Origin of the sequence: Pseudomonas sp. 5P_3.1_Bac2 (assembly GCF_025465995.1) — a bacterium.
Lineage (GTDB): Bacteria > Pseudomonadota > Gammaproteobacteria > Pseudomonadales > Pseudomonadaceae > Aquipseudomonas.
On the sequence record NZ_JANLNY010000028.1, the window covers coordinates 106434 to 132465 of the forward strand.

Consider the following 26032-nt stretch of genomic DNA (forward strand, 5'->3'; position numbering starts at 1 on the left):
TGGGATTGGCTTAGTGAATATGCAGGGTGAGCTAAATGTTTCGATTTACACAACTTTTTGCAAAACCAACAAACAGGTAACCTTCAGTGTCCTTTAACCACTACTACCAAAGCGAGCTCACCGCTCTGCGCCAACTGGGTAAACGCTTCTCTGAGCGCAGCCCGGCGTTGGCGCCGTTTCTCGGGCAGGCGGGGCGCGATCCGGATGTGGAGCGGTTGCTGGAGGGCTTTGCCTTTTTGACTGGGCGCCTGCGGCAGAAACTCGATGATGAGTTGCCGGAGCTGACCCACTCGCTGATGCACCTGCTGTGGCCCAACTATATGCGGCCGCTGCCGGCGTTCAGCATGTTGCAGTTTGACCCGCTAAAACGTCCCGGCGGCGCGCTGCCAGTGCCACGCCATACGCCCGTAGAGTCCAAGCCCATTGAAGGGGTCACCTGTCGCTTTCGTACCGCCTTCGCTACCGAGGTGCTGCCGCTGGCACTGAACGCCCTGGACTACTCGGTGAAGGGCGATGGCGCCCTGCTCAGCCTGCGTTTGCAGATGAGTGCCGAGGGGCATATCGGTGAACTGGGCCTCAAGCAATTACGCCTGCATTTGGCCGGTGAGCGCTATATCAGCCAACTGTTGTACCTGAGCTTGCTGCGCCACTTGCAGGGGATTCAGCTGGTGTTGCTGGATGAAGCCGGCAAGCCTTTGGTTGACCTCTATCAGCGCCCGCTCGACCCATTGCTGCTGCCCAGTAGCAAGCTGCAACCAGTGGGCTTCGAGGAAGACCAAGCGCTGATTCCCTATCCGCTGAACACCTTCCGTGGCTATCGTTATTTGCAGGAATACTTCGCCTTCCAGGACAAGTTCCTGTTTGTCGATCTGCTCGGCCTCGACGTGCTCAATGGCTTAAGTGAAGACACACTGAAACAGGCACGCGGCATCGAGCTGCGCTTCGACATCAGTAACGGCGGTGTGCAGCGCATCCGTCCGACCCTGGATAACGTACGCCTGTACTGCACACCTATCGTCAACCTGTTCGCCCATGATGCCATCCCGATCCGCCTCGACGGCAAACAGGATCAGTACCTGCTGCTGCCAGCGGAAATGGACAGCCAGCACTGCGGGGTATTCTCGGTCGATCGCGTCACCGGCTGGAAGCCGGGCGGCCAGGGCTACGAAGAGTACGTGGCATTTGAGTCGTTCGAGCACGACCCCAGCTTTGATGTGCCAGTGGCGCGCCCGCATTACAGCGTGCGCCAGCAACCGTCGCTGCTCGGCGATGGCTTGGAGACCTACCTGAGCTTCGCCCTGCGCCATATGGATCAGCATGAAACGCTGTCCATCGAACTGACCTGCACCAACCAAAACTTGCCGCGCCGGCTCAAGCTCGGCGATATCTGCATGCCCAGTGAGGACACCCCGGAGTTCCTTACCTTCCGCAATATCAGCGCGGTGACGCCCAGCTACGCGCCGCCGCTGCATCGCGATTTTTTGTGGAAGCTGATCAGCAATATGTCGCTCAACTATTTGTCGTTGGCCGACGTCAATGCGCTCAAGGTGATTCTGGAAACCTACGACTTGCCGCGCTACTACGACCAGCATGCGCAAAAGGTCAGCAAGCGTTTGCTCGACGGCCTGCAAAGCATCAGCCACCAGCATGTCGACCGCTTGCATCGGGGTTTGCCGGTGCGCGGGGTGCGCACCCAGTTAACGATTAACCCCGAGGGCTATATCGGTGAAGGCGATCTGTTTTTGTTCGCCTCGGTCCTCAATGAATTTTTCGCTTTGTATGCCAGCTTGAACTCGTATCACGAGTTGCGCGTGCAGAGCACACAGGGAGAGGTTTACCAATGGACGCCGCGGATGGGGCAACAGCCCCTGCTTTAACTCGGCTGAGCCGAGGCATCCGCGAGTACAGCCTGTTTCAGGGTGTGCAGCTGGTGCTGGATCACTTGCAGCAAGCCCATCCTGACTTGGATGAGGAGCAGCTGTATCAGCGCTTAGAGCTACAGGCCAACCCGAGCCTGGGCTTTCCGGGTAGCGATATTGATCGCGTGCACTTCTTTGAAGAACACGGCGAGATGCGCGCGAGCATGCGTATCAACTTGGTCAGCCTGTTCGGCGCAGGCTCGCCACTGCCGGCTTTTTATGGCGAGCAGGCGCTGGGCGATAGCGAAGACGGCAACCCAACGCGCAACTTCCTTGACCTGTTCAATAACCGCCTGCAACGCCTGCTGCTGCCTACGTGGCAAAAATACCGTTACCACTCGCGCTTTAAGAGCGGCGCGCTGGACCCGTTTTCCTCGCAGCTGTTTGCCCTGATCGGCCTGGGTGGTGAAGCCATTCGCCAAGCGGAGGAGCTGAACTGGAAGCGCCTGCTGCCCTACCTCGGCTTGCTTAGCCTGCGTGCCCACTCGGCAGCGCTGATTGAGTCGGTGCTGCGCTACTACTTCAAGCACGCTGAGCTGTATATCGAACAGTGTCTGGAGCGCCAGGTGGAGATCATGGCCGAGCAGCGCAACTGCCTGGGCCTGGCCAATAGCCAACTGGGGGAAAGCCTCGTGCTGGGCGAGTTTGTCCGTGATCGCGGCGGCAAATTCCGTATCCACATCAAGCAACTCACCTGGACGCGCTTCCATGAGTTTTTGCCCATCGGCACCGGTTATCAGCCGTTGTGCGCGCTGGTGCGTTTCACCCTGCGCGACCCGCTGGCCTATGACATTCGCCTGGAGCTGCGGCAAGACGAAATCCGCGAGCTGCGCTTAGGCGCCGACAACCACTGCCTGCTCGGCTGGACCAGCTGGCTGGGCCATGAGCGCGCCGACGGCATTGTCACCTTAGGCAGCAGCGGTGCCCCAACCAGCCCCAGTCAACCCAAACCCACGGCCACGGCGGCCGCGCTATGAAGCGTCCGCCCGCGCTAGCCGCGCAGCGCTAATTACGGACTAGAGCCATTAAGGATTGATGCACATGATTAACGTCGACTTACAACAACTGGTGCAGGCCCTCGACGCACCGAGCAAGCAGGACCTGGAAAGCGCGGCGCAGCGCTGTGTGGTGCGTGGCGGCAGCAAGATCTTGGTCGAAGACTTGCTGCTGGGCCTGCTCGAGCGCCCGCAAGGCTTGCTCACGCGCGGCCTGCAAGATGCCGAAGTCGATCCCGGCGAGCTGGCCCAAGCCCTGCAACCACGCGGCGAGCACAACGAGTCGCGCAACCCGGTGTTTGCCAGCGAACTGGTGCAGTGGCTGCAAGACGCCCTGCTGGTCGCCAGCCTGGAGCTGCAGCAAAGCCAGGTCGATGAAGCCGCGCTGATTCTCGCCCTGCTGCGCAATCCACTGCGCTATGCCGGCAGCCAATACCAGCCGCTGCTGGCCAAGCTCAATGCCGAGCGCCTGCGCGAATTTGCCCTGGCCCAGCAACCGCAGGCCAATACCGCTAAAGCCCCGGCAGCAGGTGGCGAATCCAACTTGCAGCGCTTTACCCACAACTTCACCCAGCAAGCCCGCGACGGCAAGCTCGACCCGGTGCTGTGCCGCGACGATGCGATCCGCCAGATGATCGACATCCTCGCCCGCCGCCGCAAAAGTAACCCCATCGTGGTCGGTGAAGCCGGCGTGGGTAAAACCGCCATCGTTGAGGGCCTGGCCCTGCGCATCGCCACCGGCGAAGTCCCGGACGCCCTCAAAGGCGTTGAACTGCTGTGCCTAGACCTTGGCCTGCTGCAAGCCGGCGCCAGCGTTAAGGGCGAGTTTGAACGCCGCCTGCAAGGGGTGATCGACGAGGTTAAAGCCTCGCCTAAACCAATCATTTTGTTTATCGACGAAGCCCACACCCTGATCGGCGCCGGCGGCCAAGCCGGCAGTGGCGATGCCGCCAACTTGCTTAAGCCGGCGCTGGCCCGGGGCGAGCTGCGCACCATCGCCGCCACCACCTGGAGCGAGTACAAAAAGTACTTCGAGAAAGACCCCGCCCTGGCCCGCCGCTTTCAGCCCGTACAGTTGCTCGAACCCACGGTGGATGAAGCCGTCACCATCCTGCGTGGCCTCGCGCCGGTTTATGAAAAAAGCCATGGCATCTACCTGCGTGACGACGCCGTAGTGGCCGCCGCTGAGCTGTCAGCGCGCTATCTGGCCGGGCGGCAGCTGCCGGATAAAGCCGTCGACGTGCTCGACACCGCCTGCGCCCGCGTGCGCATCAGCCTGGCCGCTGCGCCGCAAGCGCTGGAGCGTTTACGCGGTGAGCTGGCCGAAGGTGAGCGCCAGCGCCACGCCATCAGCCGCGATCAACAAGCCGGGCTTGCGATCGATCAAGAAGCCCTCAGCGCGCTTGAGCAACGCTTGGAGCAAGCCCGCGCCGAGCTTGAACAAATCGAAACCCGCTGGGCCGTGCAACGCCAGCTGGCTGAGCAACTGCTGGAGCTGCGTAAACGCGTCGCCCATGCCCGCAGCGCCAGCCTAGTTGAAGCGGCGCCTGCAGCCGAAGAAGTAGCGGTTACTGAAGAAGGCGTAACAGCCGAAGTGGCGAGCACCGAGCCAGTCACGGACTTGGCCCAACTGCAAGCCGAATTGACCGATCTGCAAGCGCAGCTGGCCAGCGCCCAAGCCCATGAGCGCTTGGTCAGTTTTGAGGTCTGTCCGCGCTTGGTCGCCGAGGTGATCAGCCACTGGACTGGCGTACCGCTGTCGCAACTGGCCCGTGAGCACAACAGCAAGGTACTGAGCTTCGCCGATGACCTGCGCCAGCGTGTGCGGGGCCAGGAACAAGCCGTTGTCGCCCTGGACCGCTCCATGCGCGCCACGGCTGCCGGCCTCAACCGCGCCGATGCGCCAGTCGGCGTGTTCCTGCTGGTCGGCCCCAGCGGCGTGGGTAAAACCGAAACGGCTCTGGCCCTGGCGGATTTGCTCTATGGCGGTGAGCGTTTCCTCACCGTGATCAACATGTCCGAATTCCAAGAGAAGCACACCGTATCGCGGTTGATTGGCGCGCCGCCCGGCTATGTCGGCTATGGCGAAGGCGGCATGCTCACCGAAGCGGTGCGGCAAAAACCTTACTCGGTGGTGCTGCTCGATGAGGTCGAGAAAGCCGATCCGGATGTGATGAACGTGTTCTATCAAATCTTTGATAAAGGCGTGGCCAACGATGGCGAAGGACGCGAAATCAACTTCCGCAACACCTTGATTTTGATGACCAGTAACCTCGCCAGCGAGCGTATTGCCGGGCTCTGCCAAGGTGAGCAACGGCCAACCGCCGAAGACCTGGAACAAGCCATCCGGCCCAGCCTGACCCAGCACTTTAAGCCGGCGCTGCTGGGCCGTATGCGCGTAGTGCCTTACTACCCCATCAACGGCGAAGTGCTCAGCCAACTGGTCGAGCTCAAGCTCGCGCGCTTTGCCGAGCGCCTGCAGCGTCGCCAGTTGCAGCTGCACTACAGCCAAGCATTGCTGCAAAACCTAGTGGAGCGTTGCACCCATAGTGACAGCGGTGCGCGCTTGATCGATCACCTGATCGACCAACACCTGCAACCGCTGGTGGTCGATCGTTTACTCGCCGCCATGGCCAATGGCGAGCACCTACAAGAGGTGCACGCCGGCGTGGATGAGCAAGGCACGGTGGTTTGTGAGTTCGCTTAACGAGTCGCTTATGTTTAGCCAGATCAGCCAACCGCTGCGCTACGCCGAAAGCTTGCTGGAACAGTTCGCCGTACTGGCGCGTGCGTCCAGCAGCGAGGCGTTGCTCGGCGGCGTGGTCAGCAGCGCCGCCCAGTTAAGTGGCTGCGCGCTGAGCCAGTTGTATCTGCTCGACGACACGCACACGCGCCTGACTTTAAGCGCGCAGTGGACCGCGGGCGAGCTGCAGGCCTCTGCCGGCGCCAGCGTATCCAGCGACTACGACGGCCAGCAGTTGCTGCAATATTGCCTGCTGCAAAACCAAACCCTGTGCCTGAGCGAACTGGACAGCAGCCTGCATCAAACCGGCTTTTTGCCCGAAGCCGCCAAGCCTTGGCGCAGCCTGCTGTGCCAACCGCTGCTGGACGAACAGCAACAGGTCAATGGCCTGCTTGTCGTGGCCAGTCAGGAGCCCGCTGAGCTGCACGGCTTTGCCCGCTCGTTGGGCCAGCTCGGCAGCTTTGCCATCGGCCATCTGCACTTGCTCCATCGCCTGCGCCAACCGCAGGTCACGCCAACACCGGTGCTCACCAGCAAGGACGCCAGCGGCTACGGCCTGATCGGCGACAGCGCCGCCATGCGCGGTGTGTACCAGATGATCAGCAAGGTGCTGCACAACCCGGTCAGCGTCCTGCTGACTGGCGAAACCGGCACGGGGAAAGAGTTGGTGGCCCACGCCATCCACAACTGCGGCATGCGCCGTAGCAAAAAATTCGTCGTGCAAAACTGCGCTTCGCTGCCAGAAAATCTGCTCGAAAGCGAATTGTTCGGCTACCGCAAAGGCGCCTTCAGCGGTGCTGACCGTGACCATCCGGGGCTGTTTGATGCTGCCCATGGCGGCACCCTGTTCCTCGATGAAATCGGCGATATGCCGCTGAGCCTGCAAGCCAAATTACTGCGTGTGTTGCAGGAAGGCGAAGTACGCCCACTGGGCTGTACCGACACCCACAAGGTTGATGTACGTATCGTCGCCGCCACCCACCACAACCTGCGTAGCCTGGTGGAAAGCGGCCAGTTCCGCGAAGACCTGTTCTATCGCTTAGCGCAGTTCCCCATCGAACTGCCGCCGCTGCGCCAGCGCGAGCAAGACATCCTCACTCTCGCCCGCTATTTCGCTGACAAAGCCACCAGCCTGTTGCAGCGTGAAACCTGTCGCTGGGCCGATGGCACCTTGGAGCACCTGGCCAGCTACAGCTTCCCCGGTAACGTGCGCGAACTTAAGGGCATAGTCGAACGCGCCGTGCTGTTGTGTGAGGGCAGCGAGTTGCTGCCGGAACATTTTTACCTCCCCCAAAGCGCCGATATCCAACCGAGTAACCTCAGCCTGCGCGAGCGCATGGAACGCGTCGAACGCAGTTTGCTGCTCGATTGTCTGCGCAAAAACCGCGGCAACCAAACCAGCGCCGCCGGTGAGCTGGGCTTGCCCCGCCGCACCCTGCTGTACCGCATGCAGCGGCTGAATATCAGCCCGGCTGACGTCTAAGGCTTAAGGAGAAGAGCATGTTTAACGCCGCCAACCAGACCCATTTCAGCCTCACCATCGAGGGCGCCAGCCACGATTTGCAGGTGCTGGAATTTAATGGTCACGAGGCCATCAGCCAGCCCTTTGAATTCAACATCGAGTTGATCAGCGAGCGCCCTGACCTGGACTTACAAAGCCTGCTGCATCAGCCGGCTTTCCTCGCGTTTGCGCCCAATGGCGGCGGCGTGCATGGGCTGATTTATCGCATTGGCCAAGGCGACTCGGGCGCGCGCCTGAGCCGTTATCACATCGGTTTGCGCCCGCATCTGGCCTATTTGGCCAAGCGCACCAACCAGCGAATTTTCCAGCACTTAAGCGTGCCGCAAATCATCAGCCAAGTTTTGGAAGAACACGGCATCCAAGGCGACGCCTATAAGTTTCAGCTGGGCCCGACGGTTTATCCCGAACGCGAATACTGCGTGCAGTACGACGAAAACGACCTGCACTTTATTCAGCGCCTGTGTGAAGAAGAAGGCCTGCACTATCACTTCCAACACAGCAGCTCGGGCCATTTGCTGGTGTTCGCGGACGACCAAACCGCGTTGCGCAAACTCGCTGCCACGGCCTATCAGCAAGACAGCGGCTTGGTCGCCGATCAACCGGTGGTCAAGCGCTTCGGCCTGCGCCTGGAGACTCGCACCAGCAGCGTGACACGGCGCGACTACAACTTCGAAAAACCCCGTTTGCAGATGGAAGCGGCGACCACCAGCAGCTTCCAGCCGCAGCTCGAAGATTACGACTACCCCGGCCTGTTTATGCAGCGCGAGCGCGGCAAACACCTGAGCAAGCGCATCCTCGAACGCCATCGCAGCGACTATCAACTGGCCCATGGCGAAAGCGATCAGCCACTGCTGGTCAGTGGTCACCTGCTCAACCTCACCGAGCACAGCCAGCAGGACTGGAACCAACTGTGGCTGCTCAATGAAATTGAGCACGAGGGTAAACAACCGCAAGTGCTGGAAGAGTCGATCAGCAACCAGCTTGAGAACAGTGATGGCCTCTTCTTGCAAGGCTATCGCAACCGCTTTACCGCCACCCCTTGGGACGTGCCCTATCGCCCCGCCTTAGCCCATCCCAAACCGAAGGTATTGGGCAGCCAAACAGCGGTAGTCACCGGCCCCGCCGGCGAAGAAATCCACTGCGATCAATACGGCCGCATCAAGGTGCAGTTCAACTGGGATCGTGAAGGTGAAGCCAACGACAAAACCAGTTGCTGGCTGCGCGTGTCCTCCAGCTGGGCCGGCGACCGCTACGGCGGCGTGGCCATTCCCCGCGTCGGCATGGAAGTGCTGGTGAGCTTTTTTGAGGGCGACCCGGATCAGCCCCTCGTCACCGGCTGCCTGTACCACGCCGAGCATTTGGTGCCCTACGAGCTGCCTGCCAATAAAACCCGCAGCCTGTTTAAAACCCTGAGCAGCCCGGGCGCCGGCGGCTACAACGAACTGCGCATCGAAGACAAAAAAGGTGCCGAGCAGATTTACCTGCACGCCCAGCGCGACTGGGACGAGAACATCGAACACGACCAAAAAATCCGCATCGGCCACGAGCGTCACGACAGCGTCGAGGCCAACAGCTACAGCCAGTTCTTAGCCGAAGAACACCGCACCACCCACGCTGATCGCAAGATCGAAACACGCAGTGACGATCACCTGACCGTCGCCAACACCCAGCACGTGAAAATCGGCGTCGGCCAATTCGTCGAAGCCGGCAACGAAATCCACTACTACGCCGGCAACAAAGTAGTCGCCGACGCCGGCATGGAACTCACTGCCAACGGCGGCGGCAGCTTCCTCAAACTCGACCCCAGCGGCATCACCCTCAGCGGCGCCAATATCAACGTCAACACCGGCGGCGCACCAGGCAAAGGCAGCGGTATTGGCATCCTTATGCCGGTAATTCCGGGGGCGGCAGACAGCGCCACAGCAGGAGCTAAACCACAGTTGGCGTTGGCGCAATTGCAAATGGCCCGTAAGGCCCGCGAGCTGGGCGCCAGCCGCTGCCCAATCTGCGAGGCCTGCCGCGAGGGCTTATGTGCGCTCACGGCAAAGCCAGCTAATGCAGCAGTGGCCAATCTATGAGTACTACGCCCGTGGCAGCCACAGTTTTGGCCGAGCAATGGCTAACAGAGCAACTCAAGCAGCAGCGTGAGCTGTTTCTGCTGATCGATAGCTTGGCCGAACCGAACCCTGTGGTTGAGCTGTTTACTGCTGACCTGATGCAGAGCTACAGCAATCTTTACTTGGGCACCGAGTTTAGCGATATGGCGGAGGTAGGGCCTTGGCTGGTGCACTTGAGCCAACCCAATAACGCGCTCATCCAAACACTGCTGCAAACACCAGAGCGCCATTGGGGCTGGCTGGCCAGTGCCGCACGTAGCGATATCGCCAGCATTAGCCAGCATTGGCGTGAGCGCATGCTGATTGATGAGCAGACACAACGGTCGCTGTATCGCTTTCAAGATAACCGCGTGATCGCTCGCCATCTGGCCCAGCTCAGCGCGGAGCAACGCCCGCTACTGCTGGGACCGCTCGCGAGTGCCCTGTGCTGGGACGGCCAAGCTTGGCAAAGCTTTGAAAACCCGAAACCGGCCCTCTACCCCGCGCCGTTCGCGAAACCTTGGCAAGAGCTCGCAGAGCCCGAGGCAATATCTGCCGACATTCAGCGGCATAACTTAGAGCAGTGGTTATGGCAGGAGCACTCAGCCGCTACCGCTGAGCTGGCCGAAACGCACAACCTCAGCACCTGGCTCGACGAACAACTGGTCAAAGCTAAACAGTGGGATTGGCACGCTCAGGAGCGTATTGAATTTCTGCTAAGCCAGCAGCTCGACCCAATTATTGCGGCTGATAAGCGCTGGGCACCACTGCCGGCTGAAACTGCCGACAGCCACTTTGAGCGCTGCCGTAAACAGCTCAGCACAGTTCTGGAGCTACAGGTATGAGCAAGGCATTGCACGCACTGTTGTGGCCGGCACTACTGTGCCTGTCACTGAGCGCTTGCAGTGCCTTGAGCTCACTTGCGGGCGACAGCTTTACTCTTGAGGGCGAGCTGCCAAGCGACTTTTCCCTAAGAGCACAAGCTCACTACAACGTGGCCAACAACTGCGATGGCCGCAGCCAAGCCAAATCGTTTGAGACTGCGTTTCAGAAAAATCCACAACACTACAGTTTCAAGATCCCTGTGAATTACCGCGACGGGTTTTGTGAAATGCAGTTAGCGCGAGTCGCTTTGTTTATTAATGGCCGCTATGGCGAAAAAGACTGGCAACAGACCTACGCCAACGGCAGTTTGGTCATAGTCGACAAACTGCCAGAAAAAGCACCGAGTTTTTCAGCTGACGGTAGGTTAACCAAGCAAGCGACCTGCACGTGGTGGTTCCAAGAAAGTAAGGTCTACCTCGAGATTTCAAAACTCCTTAACTGCAAAGGAGCAGGTGCACACCTGGTTCTAGCTGAGCTACCGGGTAAAAAAATTACTTTGAACTTCGGCGTAAACCCCAAAGAAGAACCTTCCTACGACAGGCGCTGGATAGAAACACCAACAGGCTGGAGGCTATGCCAAGGAACAGAAAAGTCCGATCGCTGCCAAACGCCTCCGTTGTTTAAAACTTTCAAAATGAACGGTCGCGAATGCACCGTTTACCCCAACTGCACGGAGTAATCAGGGATGACGCTTACCCCTAACCCTCGCGCGCTACGCGCACTGTTGTGGCCGGCATTGCTGAGCTTGTCGCTGAGTGCCTGTGGCGTTGGCGTTGGCGTTGGCGAGGCTCTGACGCAGAAGACCTTTACCTTTAAAGGCAAGCTGCCCGCGGACTTCTCGCTGCGCGCGCAAGCGCATTACAGCGTGGCCAATGACTGCACTGCCGGGCGCAGCAAAGCCAAGACCTTTAAGACCGAATTTCAGAGCACGCCCCAGCAGTACAACTTCGAGATTCCCGTCACTTACCGCCATGGCCTATGTGAAATGCAACTGGCGCGGGTTGGCCTGTTTATCGAAGGGCGCTACGGCGAGCAGGACTGGCAGAACACCTACGATAACGGCGAGCTAAGAATTGTCGATGCGCTGCCCGAAGGCGCCCTGGAGTTTAAGGCCGATGGCTACCTCACAAAGCAAGCCCAATGCACGTGGCTATTTCAACAAAGCACAGCTAAATCCCACTTAGGAGAAATCAGCAAACTTCTAAAATGCAAAAGCGCCGGCGCCTATCTGGCTGTGGATACCTTGCCGGGGAAAATTGTGCAGTTGGACTTCACAGTGAGCGATGAAGAGAGGCCGTACCTCAGGGATACCTGGGTCAAGTTTCCTGAAGGATGGAAACCTTGTCTGCCAAAGGAAGGATGGCCTAACTGCCAAGTACCGCCTGTTTTCAAAACTTTCAAAATGAACGGTCGTGAATGCACCGTTTACCCCAACTGCACGGAATGATCAGGGATGAATGACTCAGCAGTAATATCTAAAACAGAAGTATTGCAGTGCCCTCTGAAAGGGCATTGGGTCAGCTTCCGCCTAGTTGACGAAAATGGCGACGGCAAACCATATGCAGGGCTTCCCTATACCCTGCATGACAGTCAAGACCAAACGCGGGAGGGCTCTTTAGATAGCGAAGGGCATGCAAAAGTCGAGGGCATTTACTGCGGTCCTGTTGTACTCAATATATCTAGCCTCGACGATGGTGGGTTAGACCCGTGGTACAAACTGATCAGCATTAGAGATAACTTCACAATTCCGCTAACCGCTATTCAAGTTGCCGCCGAGCAAACCCCGACTGGCCCCCGCCATGCAGATGGGCAAACCTATCTAGCCAAGGAGCGGGCACAACGTGAAAAAGCCAGCTTTATGCGTGTGGAAGTCAGGGACTTCGCAGAGGCCACTGCACATCTGCCGGATGCTGATGCGCAGTGGAGCCCTAAGCCTTCGGCCAACCTTAAGCAAAATTCCGGGGCAGCCAAAGAGCAGCTTGGGGTCGCACTTAAGCCTAATATCCACTATGTGTTAGAGGTAAAAGCTCTGCGCGCGTATAGCCCAATGCTCTCTCGTGCCCCAGAGTTCTGCGCGCTAAACGCCTATCACCTTGCGGTATTCAGCGCCTTTGTGTACGCACCGTTTAGTCAGCCGAAACAGAAAAATTATAAATCCCTGCCGCCGCCTTACTCCGCATCCGGCAGTATTGGCAATGCCTTGCGCGAGCTTTTACCGAAGCGAATAAAACCCACACAGTTTAATAGTGCTAATTATGACCTGATCTGTGAGGAGGTGCCTTACTCCAAACGCCTGGAGGTTATGCCCTATGACCCGGAGCGTTATGCAGACGAGGCTGGGCAAGGTTGGAATAATCCAGAGGATGTGCATTTTCTCTATCACGAAGATACCGAAACTCAGGCGTTTATTACCCATAACGACAAGGTGATACTGATAAGCCTGCGCGGCACACAAGAAAAACAGGACATATTGCGCGATATAGATGCACGACAAGTACCCTATACCGAAGGTGATGGTCAGGCCCACCGTGGTTTCTACGAGGCATTCCTAGCAGCTAAGAAATTTACCCAACGCTACCTCGATGCATTCCATAGGCCAGATCACTGCATTGTGATATGTGGCCATAGCCTCGGCGGCGCTATTGCCCTGCTATTAGCCGAATGGGTACGCCGCCAATGGTCGGACAACGTTCAGCTCTACACCTTCGGCTCTCCCCGCGCAGGAGATCGGGCTTTTGTACAAGGCGCAGCAGCCCTTACTCACCACCGCTTAGTCAACCACAACGATCCAGTGCCGGGCGTGCCGTTCACTTGGATGGATGCCGAATGGAAGCTGGCGCTACCCGGCACAGTGGCCCTGTTTAGCTCGCCACTTGTGGGCATCGCCTTGTTGCTGGGCGGCTTGCTCAACCTGCGTGGCGACCCCTATGAGCACCACGGTGAACAGCGCCACTTTATGCCGCGCAAACCCAATGCCAGTAGCGAAGTGGCCATACTTTGGCAGCCAGGTTGTGCGGCTATCGATGAACAGGTTTGCGCCAGCTATGCCGGTGCTGTTGACCTTGAAAACGATATGCCAAAACGTAAGTCATTGATCGGCCAAGCCCTATCGGCAGCTGAACACTCCAGTGATGCGGGCTACAGCCGCGCCATGTTGACCACCCTGTTGCGCTGGAATGCGAGTGTGGCTAATCGCAATGGTGAGCTGTTCACTGCCAGTGAGCTGCAAGATATTCGCAATCAAGTTGAGCAAGTGGAGCAGCAACTGGCCAATTGGCAGCCCCGTAGCTTCTTTGAGTTCCGTCATATCATCCGTGCACAGCACGACACTCGCTTCTATGGCAAATCCGAACTAGAGCTGCGGCAGATGTACCACGAAGGCATCACGCTCGCTCGCCAACTGACCAAAAAGCAGCGCGAGGAGTTGATTGTCGCGCGCAGCCGTCTGCTCAATCAGGCACAACGACCATTGACCCTGACAGATGTGTTTGGCGACCAAGCGCAAAATCCTGAATTGGAGAAACTGGTGAGTGAATGGCGCGCTATCGACGCCAACGCACAAGCCGAGTTACTCGCCAAAGTTCCGAGTGCTGGGGCAAAGCTATATGCCTAGCGATCTGATGCCCAGCGGAGCTCTCAAGGGGTGGTCTGGTTCAAGCCAAGCAGATGCGTACTCGGCTGACTTGCGAATGCTCAAGCGACGCTCACACGTTAAAAGGCGGCAGATAAACGGCTGGGGCCAGAAGGTGAAGTGCCATTGGCCCCTGCTGTCATTTATCTACATCAGCCTTTGCGGCTGTGTAGGCGCTGGAGTGGTGGCCACAAGCAATGAGGAAGTCTATTCACCCACTGATAGCTTCCCAACTAATCGCCGTTTAAAGCCTCAAACAGCGGGCCAGATTCGCTCTTTGCAATATGACCAACGATACGTAGACACGGGCAAACGCTATAACAGCGAAGAAGTGAAGCAGCTCTGGGGAAGCCCTGATGAAACCTCCAGCAAGGATGGTTTTATCACTTGGACCTATTACGAGCAGCCATATTTGTGGCACGGGCTTGTGCTGCATGTTCTGGTCACTATCCCCTTGGTAATCCCTATGGGAAAAGCCCGATACACGCTGTCCTTTAAAAATGATCAGCTCGAGAAGATCGCTTACCGAGCTACTAAGACTCACCTATTCGTCTGTGATCCAGCCTATATGTATCTGAAAGGACTAGCGGCAAGTATGCCTTCTACCGGGAATGGATCCGCAGTTGGCCCCTGCACACTCATCAACAGAAAAGGCCTCTACTTCCATCACTTAATGAATTATTAAAAACAGAATTCACAACACTAAATTAGCTGATTCAAGAAAAACGGAGCACACCTTGAAACGGATTTACCTACCCACCGCCCTGATCGCCCTCACTCTGCTGTTAGCGGCGTGCAGCGGTAATTACAAATTTGATGACGATGAATATCGTCCGCTCGGTGATCCCCAAGTTACCAAGCGCAGCAACTGAGCACAGGGAGTTAAGCACCATGGAACTGGTATTTGAGGTAGTCAGCGCACAGCAGTTTGTGCCGGGACAATTAACCAGCAAAACCTTTAAACAGGCCGGCGGCATCATTGGCCGGGCGGAGGATTGTGACTGGGTGATTCCGGATCGTAAGCGTGTGCTGTCCAGCCGCCACGCCGAAGTGAGTTACCGCGATGGCGCGTTCTACCTCACTGACACCAGCAGCAATGGCATTCAGCTTAAAGACAGCGGCGCCAGCCTGCGTAAAAACCAGCCACAGCGCATTGAGCACGGCAGCGTGTACTGCTTTGGTGACTTCGAGATTCGGGCGCGCCTGGTTCAAGACCCGGCGGTGTTCAGTGCCGATCTGGGCCTGAGCCGGGCCGGCGGCAGCATTATTCCGGATGACGCGTTTCTCGATCTCGACCCGCTGACCGCCATCGATCAACAAGAGCAGGTGTATGCCGAGGTGGATGACCTCACCGCCGTTCTGCAGCCACCGAAAAGCCAGGCGCAGCAACGCGACTATGCGCAGATCGATGAAGAGAACCTGCTGGTGCCGGAACTGGTGATGCCCACCGCGCCGGTACCGCCAAAACCCGCACCGCAGCCGGTGCGTTTGCCACCAACCTTTTGGGAGAAGTTCAGCGCCGCTTTGGGCGTCTCGCTGGATGATCTGGACGATGACGCCCGCGAAGCGTTGGCCATCCACAGCGCCAGCCTGCTCAAGCAAAGCATCAGCAGTTTGCAGCAGGCCCTGCGCACCCGCAGCGAGCTGAAAAACGAGCTGCGTCTGGCCCTGACCACGGTGCAAAGCGCCGGCAATAACCCGCTCAAACACACCAGCGACAGCAGTGCCGCGCTCAACGCTTTGCTGCGCGGCGGTAAGGTCGGTCAGCTCAGCGCCGAGCAGACCATCAGCCATAGCTTCCGCGACTTGCAGGCGCATCAGGTGGCCATGCTGGCGGCCAGCCGCGCTGCCGTTAAAGGGCTGTTTGAACAGCTGGCGCCGGAGCAACTGAAGCTGCGCTTTGAGCGCGAAGGCAATAAGCCGCTGCTCAATACCGCCGGCAGCCATTGGCGTGCGTTCAACCGCCTGCACGGCAGCATGGCGCATAACGATGAGTGGAGTGAGCGTCTATTTGCCCGCGACTTCGCCCGCACCTACGAAGAACAAGTGCGCTTAATCGCCACGCTTAACAATGATGTTCAAGGATGATGCCTATGTACCGTTCCCTCATGCTGGTGCTGTTGGCCAGTGCTCTGGCCCTCACTGGCTGTTCGACGCTGTCGCCGTACTCAAGCCTGACCAAGCTTGATCTGACCCTTAAAGGCAGCGAGAAACTCAACCCCGACCTCAATGGGCGGCCCTCGCCTATCGTGCTGCGGTTGATCGAACTCAAGCACCCGGTGAGCTTCGAGACGGCGGATTTCTTCTCGCTTTATCAGCGCCCCAAAGAAGCCTTGTCGCCGGATTTAGTGGTGCTCGAAGAACTCGAACTGCGCCCTGGCGAAGTGCGCGAAATGAAGCTCTCGATCCAGTCCGGCAGCCGTTATGTCGGTGTGCTCGCCGCCTACCGTGACCTGCCGGAAAGCAACTGGCGTTATGTCATTCCGATCACCGAAGGGCAGCGCAACAGCAGCGTGCTGAGCCTGGATGCCACCGGCATCAAGGACCCAGACGACCTCAAGCAGGATAAGGAATAAGCCATGGCCATGCATAAAGTGGTGTGGCAGGAAGGCATGCTCCTGCGCCCGCAACATTTCCAACAAAACGATCGCTTTTACGATTACCAACTCAAGGTGCGCACGCAAAAGCTGTCGAGCTATGCCTGGGGCTTTTTCGAGCTGGAAATCGATCGGCAATTTCTCAGCATGGGCAAACTGGTGGTCGGTAAGGCCAGCGGTATTTTGCCCGACGGCACCCTGTTTGATATCGGTGCCGAGCGCGAGCCACTGACCCTCGACGTGCCCGCCAATACCGGCAACACCCCGGTGTACTTGGCCCTGCCGTTGGTTACCGGCAACCACATCGAAAGCCGCCGTCTGGAACAGCGCGATGTGCTCGCCCGCTACGTGGCCTTTGAAGAGGAAGTCACCGACTCCAACGCCGGCGACAGCGCCACCAGCCAAGTCAGCTGCGGCCGCCCGGACTTCCGCTTGCTGCTCGGCGAGCATCAGAGCGATCAGGCCTATGTGAAGCTGCACCTGTGCGATGTGCTGGACACCACGCCCGATGGCGTGATCAGCCTGGACCCGGAATTTATCCCCACCTACGTCAACTTCCAGGCCTCCAGCTACCTGCTCAGCTGCCTGAAAGAAGTGATCAGCATGCTCGCCCACCGTGGCGACATCCTCGCCGAGCGGATTCGCTCCACCGGCAAGGTCGGTGGTGCGGAATTCGGCGACTTTATGATGCTGCAACTGATCAACCGCGCCGAGCCCGTGCTGCGCCATTACCTGGGCGTCGAGCAGGTGCATCCGGAGCAGATCTATCGCGAGCTGCTGGGTTTGCTCGGCGAACTGGCGACCTTCTCCAGCGAAGATAAACGCCCTCGTTTGGATGGCAGCTACCTGCACAGCGATCAGGGCATCAGCTTTCGCAAGCTGATGAATGCGATTCGCCAGGTACTGTCCATGGTGCTGGAGCAACACGCCATCGAGCTGCTGTTGCAACAGCGTCAGTACGGCATTCAGGTGTCGCCGCTGCACGATCACCAGCTGCTCGCCACCTCCTCGTTTGTGCTCGCCGCCAGCGCCGAGTGCGACTCCGAAGAGCTGCGCACGCGGCTACCGGCACACCTCAAGGTCGGCCCGGTGGAGCGCATTCGCCAGTTGGTCAACCTGCACCTGCCGGGGATCAAGGTCAAACCGCTACCCGTAGCGCCACGGCAAATCCCCTTCCACTCGGGCAAAACCTATTTCGCCTTGGAGCTCAGCTCCGAGGACCTGGCGCAACTGGAGCGCTCCGGCGGCTTTGCCATTCACGTGTCCGGCGAATTCACCGGGCTTGAGCTGAAATTCTGGGCGATCAGGAACTGAATATGACATCCAAGGATATGGACTACGGCCAGGATGACAAAACCGTCATCCTCAACCGTCAAGGCGAAAGCAGCGCGCACAGCCCGCTGACCGACTTCGCCACTCCACCGAAATTTGAACAACTCGAAGAGCGGATGATTTACGCCGCCCGTTTGCGCCCCGCCGAGAGCTTCAACATCAGCCTCAATCCGCTGGTCGCGGCGGCCGCTTCGCTGCTCTCAGAAGTAGTGCGGCTCAAGCACAGTTTTGATAGCGAGGACATGCACGCGCTCAACCAACGCCTGTCCAGCGCGATCAAGCTATTCGAGCACCGCGCCCTGCATGAAGGCGCCGAAAGCAGCCAGGTGATGGCGGCCCGTTACGTGCTGTGCACCGTGGTCGACGAAGCCGTGGTGACCACCCCGTGGGGCAACGAGAGCGAATGGTCGCAAATGAGCTTGCTGTCGAGCTTCCACAACGAAACCTTCGGTGGCGAGAAGTTCTTCCAGCTGCTGGAGCGCCTGTCACGCAACCCGGTTAAGCACCTGCCGATGCTGGAGCTGATGTACCTGTGCCTGTCCCTCGGTTTCGAGGGCAAATACCGCGTGCTGCCACGCGGCATGCTCGAGCTGGAAGCTGTGCGCGACAGCCTGTACCGGCAGATTCGCCAACTGCGCGGCGATATTCCGCGCGAAGTCTCACCGCACTGGCAGGGCCTGAGAGACACCGGCCGGCGGCTGGTGCGCATCGTGCCGTGGTGGATGGTCGCGCTGTTTACCCTGGTGTGCCTGGTGCTGCTGTACAGCGGCTTCGCCTGGGTATTGAGCGAGCAAAGGGAAACCATTCTGCAGCCTTACGAGCAGTTGCTGCCCAATGCAGACGTCAGCATGGATGAGTCGTCATGAGAAATTTTTTCCGCAAGTTAGCGGCGTTTTTCCGCAAGACCTGGGTGTGGAGCCTGTGTCTGGTTATTGTTCTGGCCTTGCTGGTGTGGTTCGCCGGCCCGCTGTTGGCGGTGGACGACTTTAAGTTCTGGGAGTCGGCCACCAGCCGCCTGGTGACCATCTGCGTGTTGGTGCTGATCTGGGGCCTGTGCATGGTCTACAGCAGCTGGCGCGCCAACGTGCGTAAAAAAGCTGAAGAGAGCGACGAAGCGGCGCAAGAACGCCTGCGCCGCGAAGAGGTGATCAACGAAGAGCAACACGAGCTGCGTAAGCGCTTCAAGCAAGCCCTGCACACGCTCAAGCGCTCCAGCCTGTATCGCGGCCGCAGCGAGCGCTGGCGCAAAGACCTGCCGTGGTACTTGCTGCTGGGCCCACAGGGCAGCGGTAAGACCAGCCTGCTGGACTTCTCCGGGCTCGACTTCCCGCTCAATCGCGGCGAGCAACAGCGCCTGACCAAAGACGTGTCCGGCACCCGTTACGCCGATTGGTATTTCGCCGATAACGCCGTGCTGATCGACACCGCGGGGCGCTACCTCAACCAGCCCGAGCCTAATATCGACGGCCGTGCCTGGCAGACCCTGCTCGGCCTGCTGCGTAAACGCCGGGCCCGCCCACTCAATGGCGTGCTGGTGAATATCCCGGTGGCACAGCTGCAAAACGGCAGCGAAATCGAGCTGGAAAACCTCGCCCGCCAGACCCGTCAGCGCCTGCATGAAATCCACCAGCGCTTAGGCGCCGATGTGCCGGTGTACCTGGTGTTGAGCAAGGCCGACAAGGTGCTGGGCTTTGATGAGTTCTTCGACCAGCTGTCCCGCGAAGAAAGCGATCAAGTGCTCGGTGCCACTTTCCGTAAGGGCCAGAACTCCAGTGATGTACAGGTGGTGCGCGAAGAGTTTGAAGAGCTGCTGCGCCGCCTCAACAGCCAAGTGATCTCGCGCATGCACCAAGAGCGCGACACCCAGCGCCGTGGCCGTATCCTCGACTTCCCGCACCAGCTGGGCCTGCTCGGCGAGCGCCTGTGCCTGTTCAGCGAACTGGCATTCAGCGGCAACCGCTACCAGCGCGCCAGCCAACTGCGCGGCTTTTACCTGACCAGCGCGCCTGAGCTGAGCAGTCAGCTGGATCAAAGCACCAGCAGCATTGGCCGCAACCTGGGCCTTAACAGCAACGCCCTGCCGACCTTCCGCAGTGGCCGCGCGCGCTTTATCAACCATCTGCTGAGCCGGGTGATCTTCCCGGAAGCGGACCTCGCCAGCCTGGATAAAAAAGAAATCCGCCGCATCGACTGGGGCCAGCGCGCCCTGTATGCCGGGGCGTTGGCGTGCCTGGTGCTGTTTGGGCTGTTCTGGGCCAGCGGTTTCTCGGCCAACCATGGCCGCTTGGAGCATCTGCGTGACCTGGCGCAGCAACTGCTGCAACAGCACGATGGTTTGAGCGTACAAGACGACAGCCTGCGTGCCCTCAAAGCGCTGGATTACAGCTACGCCGCGACCCAGGTGTTCCCACCTAAAGGCGATGTGGCCTACACCGAGCGCGCCGGTTTGTATCAAGGCCAAAAGGTTGACCCGACCCTGCACAGCGCCTATCGCGCAGAGCTGGAAGGGCAACTGCTGAGCCGCGTCGGTAAGCAGCTGGAGGCGCAAATCCGCGCCAACATCAACGACCGTGAAGCCCTGCTCAACAGCTTGCGTGCTTACCTCATGCTCAACCTGGAGGAGCGCCGCGACAATGAGTTCCTGCAGGAGTGGGTAGCCGCCGATTGGTCGCTGCGCTACGCCGGTGATAGCGTCGGTCAGCGTGGCCTGAACGAGCACTTCGCGCGCCTGCTGGCCGAGCCATTTGCCCCCTATGAACTGAACGCACCGCTGGTGGCGCAAGCCCGCGAAGTGCTGCGCAGCGAGTCGCTGGCCAATGTCGTGTACCGCATGCTGCGCGAGCAAGCTCGCAGCTTGCCGGACTATCGCTTAAGCCAAAAACTTGGCCCGCAAGGCGCCCTGTTTGTTGGCAGCGACTACCGCATCCCGGGCTTCTACACCCAGGCCGGCTACCAGAAGATGTTTGTCGCCCAAGGCGGCGACATGGTCCGCGACATCCTGCGCGACAACTGGGTCTTGGGCGGCAGCGACACCCTCAGCAGCAGCGACCTGGGCCGCTTGCTGGTGGAGATGGAGCAGCTGTACTTCCGTGACTACGCCAACTACTGGGGCGAAGCCGTGGCGCAACTGTCACTGGAGCCCATTGGCAGCAGCAGCCAAGGGTCGATCCTGCTCACCGGCCTGACCTCCGCTAACTCGCCACTGCTCCAGCTGTTGGTGGAGATTCGCGACAACACCCGCTTTAAAGGCCTGGCCGAAGCGGCGGATCAAGTCGGTGAAGCAGGTGACGCCTTAGCCGATAAATCCGGCAAGCTCGGCAAAGCGGCGAAATTGGCCACTGCCGCAGCTGGCAAAGCGCAAGCGGCGCTGCTGAAGAACCTGCCGGATACCGCGCGCAAGGCGCTGGAGCGGCGCTTCGAGCCGCTGCATCGCCTGCTCGATGACAACAACGGTGCGGGCCCGGAGTTAGCCGGCGCCCTGCAAGCGCTGGATGCCCTGCAAATGCAACTGGGCGGTCTGGCCAACGCCAGTGCCCCGGAGCAAGCAGCGTTTGAGCTGGCCAAGGCGCGCATGAGCGGTCAACGCGATGCCATCAACCAAGTGCGCAGCAGCGCCGCGCGTCTGCCGCAACCTGTGGGTAACTGGCTAAGCCTGCTGGCCGAGGACAGCTGGACGCTGGTGCTCAACGATGCCTACAACTACCTCAACCAACGCTATAAGAGCGAGCTGTACGCCGCCTATGACGGCTCGCTGAAACAGCGTTATCCGTTCAACGCCCACAGCGAAAGTGACGTGGCGATTGCTGACTTCCGCGAGTTCTTCAAGAGCCAGGGCATTGCTGAGCGCTTCTTCGACAGCTACCTCAAGCCCTTCGTCAGCGGCAGCGCCGGTCAGTATCAAGTGCGCCGTGTGGATGGCCGAGGCTTGCCGCTGTCGCGCGAGTTCCTCCTGCAAATGAGCTACGCGCAAAACATCCGCCGCAGCTTCTTTGCGGAAACCCCCAACGAGCCCAAGGTGCTGTTTAAGCTGGAGCCTTACTCGCTGGATTCGAGCTTAAGCCGCGCCGACTTCCGCTTCGGCAGCCAGCAGATGGAGTACCGTCACGGGCCTATCGTGCAGACCGCCTTTAGCTGGCCTGCCGACGCCGATGAAGGCCGCACCAGCCTGGTGGTGGAAGAACTCGGCGGACGTAAAGTCGGCATCGAGAAAAACACCGGACCGTGGTCGCTGTTCCGCTTCCTCGATTTGATGAGCGTGGACTACCACAGTGGCCGCGATGTACTGATGATCAAAGCCAACTTGGGCGGCCTGCGCGCCAACTACCTGCTGCACAGCCAGCGTTCGCCCAACCCGTTTGATCTGGCCCAGCTGCGCGACTTCAAACTGCCGGCGGTGCTCTGATGACGACCACCGCCCAACTCTGGCGTAGCGCCGCCCGTACCGAGACGGGCAAGGTGCGCAGGCGTAATGAAGACGCCGTGCTCGCCTTGCCCGAGCGCGGCTTGTGGGCGGTGGCGGACGGCATGGGTGGGCATCAAAACGGCGCGCTGGCCAGTCGCTTGATCATTGAGCAACTGGCCGAGCCGCTGGATGGCGATCTGGCCCAGCGCCTGGCTGAAGTGCGTAAGCGCTTGCATGAGCTTAATCGCCTGCTGCGCCATGAGTTGACGGTGAGTGCTGATCATCCCGATCCGGTGATTGGCAGCACCGTGGTGGCGCTGCTGATTGAGGCCAATCGGGCGGCCTGCATTTGGGCCGGTGATAGCCGTTGCTACCTGTGGCGCGGGCGCCGTCTGTATCAACTGAGCCGCGACCACTCATTGCTGCAACAGTTGATCGACCAGGACCAACTCAGCCCCAGCGAAGCCGCCCGTCATCCTGCCGCCCATGCGCTGACCCAAGCCATCGGCGCCAGCGATCAGCTCAAGCTGGAAATCCTTGAATTGGATCTGCTGCCCGGCGATGCCTTTTTGCTGTGCAGCGACGGCCTCTATCAAAGCCTGTCGGCAGATGAATTAAGCGCCGCGTTAAACCTGCCCTCACCGCAATTGAGCCTTAACCGTTTGGTCGAGCACGCTTTGGCGGGTCCGGCGCGGGACAATCTCAGTGCGGTGGTGGTGCGCCAATGAGGAGGTCAGCATGAGCGAGCCACTGCGCACCTACGAGTTAGACGCAAGCCCCGCCGGGTTACTCGACACGGTGGACGCGGCCAGCGATCTGACTTACTTCGCCCTCGCCGCGACCGCCGCGCCACCTGCCGTAGCCCCAGCGGCGAGTTGCCGGGGGCCGCTGCCGGAGGTGCTCGCCGGGCGCTATAAAATCGAGCGCGTGCTGGGTGTCGGTGGCATGGCCGCGGTGTACTTAGCGCGTGACCTGCTGCGCGAACAGTTCGCGGACCCTGAGCCCTATGTGGCGCTGAAAACCCTCAGCGATGACTTCGCCGAAAGCCCCGATGCCCACGCCCTGCTCTACAGCGAATACGCCCTCACGGCGCGGCTTAATCATCGCCATGTGGTGCGCCTGTATAACTTCGACGTGGACATCCCCAGCCAGCACGCCTTTATCACCATGGAGCTGCTCAAGGGCCTGACCCTGGATCAGTTGCTGTGCAGCCATCCGGATGGTCTGCCCTGGGCCCAGTTGCAACCCATCGCGGCTGCGCTGCTTGAGGCGGTGGCCTATGCCCACCGCCATGGTGTGCTGCATGGCGACTTGAAGCCAAGCAATGTGATCCTCGCCGAGGACGGTCTGCGCCTGTTTGATTTTGGTTTAGGCCAAGCCGTCGCCGGCACCTTGCCAGAACTGCCGCGGATCAGCCGGGAGCGTTTTGCCGCCTGGACGCCGCGCTACGCCGCACTGGAGTTGCTCGCGGGCGAACCGTTGAGCGCCCGTGCCGATGTCTACGCCCTCGCCTGCGTGCTGTATGAGCTGGCCAGCGGCCGTCATCCGTTTAACCGGCAAACCGCCGCGCAGGCACAGGCCGAGCGGCTAGATACGCACCTCGCCAAGCCCAAGCATTTGCCGCGCCACTGCTGGCCGGCGTTGCGCACAGCGCTGGCCTTTGCCCCGCAGCACAGAAACATCGATTGCACCGAACTACTGGCGCACTTTCGTCTAGCTAAACGCGGTTTTTTCAGACTCTGGTAGCGCCTTGGCGTCTTACCCTCAGGCCTTAATGGAAGTTTTTAGTTTAAGGAATTAACTATGTTTAACCCGGCCAATGAAACTCACTTCAGCCTCAGCATTCCCGGCCTTGAGCATGATCTGCAAGTGCTCGAATTCACTGGTCGGGAAGCCATCAGCACGCCCTATCGCTTCGAGGTTGAAGTGGTGAGTGAAAACCCCGAGCTGGATCTGCACAGCTTGCTGCACAAGCCCGCGTTCCTCGCCCTGGCTCCAGGTGGCGCAGGCATCCACGGCTTGATCTACCAAACCGCCCAAGGCGAATCCGGCAAGCGCCTGACCCGCTATCAACTGAGCATCGTGCCGCACTTGGCGTACCTGGCCCTGCGCACCAATCAGCGGATTTTCCAGCAGCTCACCGTCGCGCAAATCATCGCCACGGTGCTGGAGGAGCACGGCATTCTCGGCGATGCCTATAAATTCCAGTTCGGCCCCACGGTGTACCCCGAGCGCGAGTACTGCGTGCAGTACGACGAAAGCGATCTGCACTTTATCCAGCGCCTGTGCGAGGAGGAAGGTATCCACTATCACTTCCAGCACAGCGAGCAAGGCCACGTGCTGGTGTTTGCCGATGAGCAAAACGCCTTCCCCGCTCTGGCTGCGCCCACCGCTTACCAACAAGACAGCGGCATGGTCGCCGATGAGCCGGTGATCAAGCGCTTTAAGCTGCGCCTGGAGACCCGCACCAGCCGCACCACGCGCCGCGATTACGACTTTGAAAAGCCACGCGTGCTGATGGAAGCAGCCTACAAGGCCGAGGTCGAGGCAGGCAGCAAACCTCTGCCCGACTTAGAGGATTACGACTACCCCGGGCGCTTTGTCGAGCGCGTGCGTGGCAAACATCTGAGCCAGCGCCATCTGGAACGCCATCGCAGCGACTATCAATTGGCCGAGGGCGAGAGTGATCAGCCGCTGCTGGTCAGCGGCCACTATTTACCGCTAGCCGCCCACCCCCGTGACGACTACAACGACCTCTGGCTGCTGCGTGAAATCCATCACCAGGGCAAGCAGCCACAGGTGCTGGAAGAGTCCGTCACCAGCCATATCCAGGCCAGCGATGGTTTACAGCAGGGCGACTTCTCGCAGGGCTATCGCAATCGCTTTACCGCCACGCCGTGGCAGGTGCCCTTCCGTCCTGAGCTAAAGCATCCCAAAGCCAAGGTGCTGGGCAGCCAAACAGCGGTAGTCACCGGGCCTAAAGGTGAAGAAATCCACTGCGATAAATACGGCCGCATCAAGGTGCAGTTCCACTGGGACCGCGAAGGCCAAGGCGACGACACCAGCAGCTGCTGGCTGCGCGTGGCCAATAGCTGGGCCGGCGATAACTATGGCGGCATCGCCATCCCGCGCATCGGCATGGAGGTGCTGGTGACCTTCCTTGAAGGTGATCCCGATCAGCCGCTGGTCACCGGCTGCCTGTACCACGCCGAGCACGTGGTGCCCTATGACTTGCCCGCCCACAAAACCCGCAGCCTGTTTAAAACCCTCAGCAGCCCCGGCGGTGGTGGCTACAACGAGCTGCGCATTGAAGACAAAAAAGGCGCCGAGCAAATCTACCTGCACGCCCAGCGCGACTGGGACGAGAACATCGAGCACGACCAAAAGATCCGTGTCGGCAACCAGCGCCATGACTTGGTCGAAGCCAACAGCTACAGCGAGTTCAAGGCCGAAGAGCACCTGACCGTCGTCGGCGAGCGCAAAGTCGAGGTCAAACCCGACGATCACTTAACCGTCGGCCAGAACCAACATATCCAACTCGGCACCGCGCAGCTGACCAAAGTCGGCCGCGAGATTCACCTTAAAGCCGGGCAAAAAATGGTCATCGAAGCCGGCACCGAACTGACCTTAAGCGCCGGCGGCAGCTTTATCAAACTCGACCCTGCCGGCATCACCCTGGTCGGCCCCCTCGCCCGCATCAACGCCGGCGGCTCACCCGGCAAAGGCTCAGGCATCGCCATCAAACCCCCGCTACAGCCCGGCGCAGCGGACAAAGACAAAGCCGGCAGCTTGCTGGAGCCCGTACTCAGCAATTGCGTCGATAAACCACTGCCCGCCGTATGCGAAGAGTGCTTGCGCCTAGCACAAAGCAAAGCTCAGGCCGTGGTCGCACGCTGAAGGATCAACACCG

The 26032-nt window shown here is 59.6% G+C and carries 19 protein-coding genes; all 19 read left to right on the forward strand.

Going from position 1 to position 26032, the window contains the following annotated elements; genetic code table 11:
* Window positions 1-86: 86 nt before the first annotated feature.
* Genes tssF through tssI form a run of 19 tightly spaced genes read left to right on the forward strand, consistent with a single transcriptional unit; the run spans window position 87 to window position 26019 of the window.
* Complete coding sequence (gene tssF, locus NTD81_RS17735) at window positions 87-1877, forward strand: type VI secretion system baseplate subunit TssF (RefSeq protein ID WP_262184045.1); 1791 nt, start codon at window positions 87-89, stop codon at window positions 1875-1877.
* Window positions 1841-2896, forward strand: coding sequence for a type VI secretion system baseplate subunit TssG (gene tssG / locus NTD81_RS17740; protein ID WP_262184047.1), 1056 nt, complete (start codon window positions 1841-1843; stop codon window positions 2894-2896). Before tssF ends, tssG begins: the two co-directional genes overlap by 37 nt.
* A 58-nt stretch (window positions 2897-2954) precedes the next feature.
* Window positions 2955-5621 (forward strand): type VI secretion system ATPase TssH, encoded by a 2667-nt coding sequence (gene tssH, locus NTD81_RS17745; RefSeq protein WP_262184048.1) that lies wholly within the window; start codon window positions 2955-2957, stop codon window positions 5619-5621.
* A gap of 10 nt (window positions 5622-5631) precedes the next feature.
* Window positions 5632-7140, forward strand: a complete 1509-nt coding sequence (locus tag NTD81_RS17750; RefSeq protein WP_262184049.1) for a sigma-54 interaction domain-containing protein — start codon at window positions 5632-5634, stop codon at window positions 7138-7140.
* A gap of 17 nt (window positions 7141-7157) precedes the next feature.
* The gene (locus NTD81_RS17755) at window positions 7158-9257 is read left to right on the forward strand and encodes a type VI secretion system tip protein VgrG (RefSeq protein WP_262184050.1); all 2100 of its coding nucleotides are present in this window, start codon (window positions 7158-7160) and stop codon (window positions 9255-9257) included.
* Window positions 9254-10120, forward strand: a complete 867-nt coding sequence (locus tag NTD81_RS17760; RefSeq protein WP_262184051.1) for a DUF4123 domain-containing protein — start codon at window positions 9254-9256, stop codon at window positions 10118-10120. Before NTD81_RS17755 ends, NTD81_RS17760 begins: the two co-directional genes overlap by 4 nt.
* A complete protein-coding gene (locus NTD81_RS17765; protein WP_262184052.1) occupies window positions 10117-10839 on the forward strand; it encodes a hypothetical protein in 723 nt (240 codons plus the stop codon). The genes NTD81_RS17760 and NTD81_RS17765 overlap by 4 nt, the downstream gene beginning before the upstream one ends.
* 6 nt (window positions 10840-10845) lie before the next feature.
* The gene (locus NTD81_RS17770) at window positions 10846-11607 is read left to right on the forward strand and encodes a hypothetical protein (protein ID WP_262184053.1); all 762 of its coding nucleotides are present in this window, start codon (window positions 10846-10848) and stop codon (window positions 11605-11607) included.
* Window positions 11608-11613: 6 nt separating this feature from the next.
* Window positions 11614-13773 carry a lipase family protein gene (locus NTD81_RS17775; RefSeq protein WP_262184054.1) on the forward strand — a complete coding sequence of 720 codons (2160 nt, stop codon included), beginning with the start codon at window positions 11614-11616 and terminating at the stop codon, window positions 13771-13773.
* Window positions 13766-14476 carry a hypothetical protein gene (locus NTD81_RS17780; protein ID WP_262184056.1) on the forward strand — a complete coding sequence of 237 codons (711 nt, stop codon included), beginning with the start codon at window positions 13766-13768 and terminating at the stop codon, window positions 14474-14476. The genes NTD81_RS17775 and NTD81_RS17780 overlap by 8 nt, the downstream gene beginning before the upstream one ends.
* Before the next feature lie 52 nt (window positions 14477-14528).
* Window positions 14529-14663 (forward strand): type VI secretion protein, encoded by a 135-nt coding sequence (locus NTD81_RS17785; RefSeq protein WP_262184057.1) that lies wholly within the window; start codon window positions 14529-14531, stop codon window positions 14661-14663.
* A 19-nt stretch (window positions 14664-14682) separates the two neighbouring features.
* A complete protein-coding gene (gene tagH, locus NTD81_RS17790) occupies window positions 14683-15879 on the forward strand; it encodes a type VI secretion system-associated FHA domain protein TagH (RefSeq protein ID WP_262184058.1) in 1197 nt (398 codons plus the stop codon).
* 5 nt (window positions 15880-15884) lie between these two features.
* Entirely contained in the window at window positions 15885-16367 is a 483-nt protein-coding gene (gene tssJ, locus NTD81_RS17795; RefSeq protein WP_262184059.1) for a type VI secretion system lipoprotein TssJ, read from the forward strand.
* A gap of 3 nt (window positions 16368-16370) precedes the next feature.
* Window positions 16371-17702 carry a type VI secretion system baseplate subunit TssK gene (gene tssK, locus NTD81_RS17800; RefSeq protein ID WP_262184060.1) on the forward strand — a complete coding sequence of 444 codons (1332 nt, stop codon included), beginning with the start codon at window positions 16371-16373 and terminating at the stop codon, window positions 17700-17702.
* Window positions 17703-17704: 2 nt separating this feature from the next.
* Complete coding sequence (icmH, locus tag NTD81_RS17805) at window positions 17705-18586, forward strand: type IVB secretion system protein IcmH/DotU (RefSeq protein ID WP_262184061.1); 882 nt, start codon at window positions 17705-17707, stop codon at window positions 18584-18586.
* The gene (gene tssM / locus NTD81_RS17810; RefSeq protein ID WP_262184062.1) at window positions 18583-22122 is read left to right on the forward strand and encodes a type VI secretion system membrane subunit TssM; all 3540 of its coding nucleotides are present in this window, start codon (window positions 18583-18585) and stop codon (window positions 22120-22122) included. Before icmH ends, tssM begins: the two co-directional genes overlap by 4 nt.
* Window positions 22122-22850: a PP2C family protein-serine/threonine phosphatase gene (locus tag NTD81_RS17815; protein ID WP_262184063.1), complete on the forward strand. Its 729-nt coding sequence runs from the start codon at window positions 22122-22124 to the stop codon at window positions 22848-22850. Before tssM ends, NTD81_RS17815 begins: the two co-directional genes overlap by 1 nt.
* A 10-nt stretch (window positions 22851-22860) precedes the next feature.
* Window positions 22861-23868, forward strand: a complete 1008-nt coding sequence (locus tag NTD81_RS17820) for a serine/threonine-protein kinase (protein WP_262184065.1) — start codon at window positions 22861-22863, stop codon at window positions 23866-23868.
* Between the two features lie 57 nt (window positions 23869-23925).
* The gene (gene tssI, locus NTD81_RS17825; RefSeq protein WP_262184066.1) at window positions 23926-26019 is read left to right on the forward strand and encodes a type VI secretion system tip protein VgrG; all 2094 of its coding nucleotides are present in this window, start codon (window positions 23926-23928) and stop codon (window positions 26017-26019) included.
* The last annotated feature ends 13 nt before the right edge of the window (window positions 26020-26032 follow it).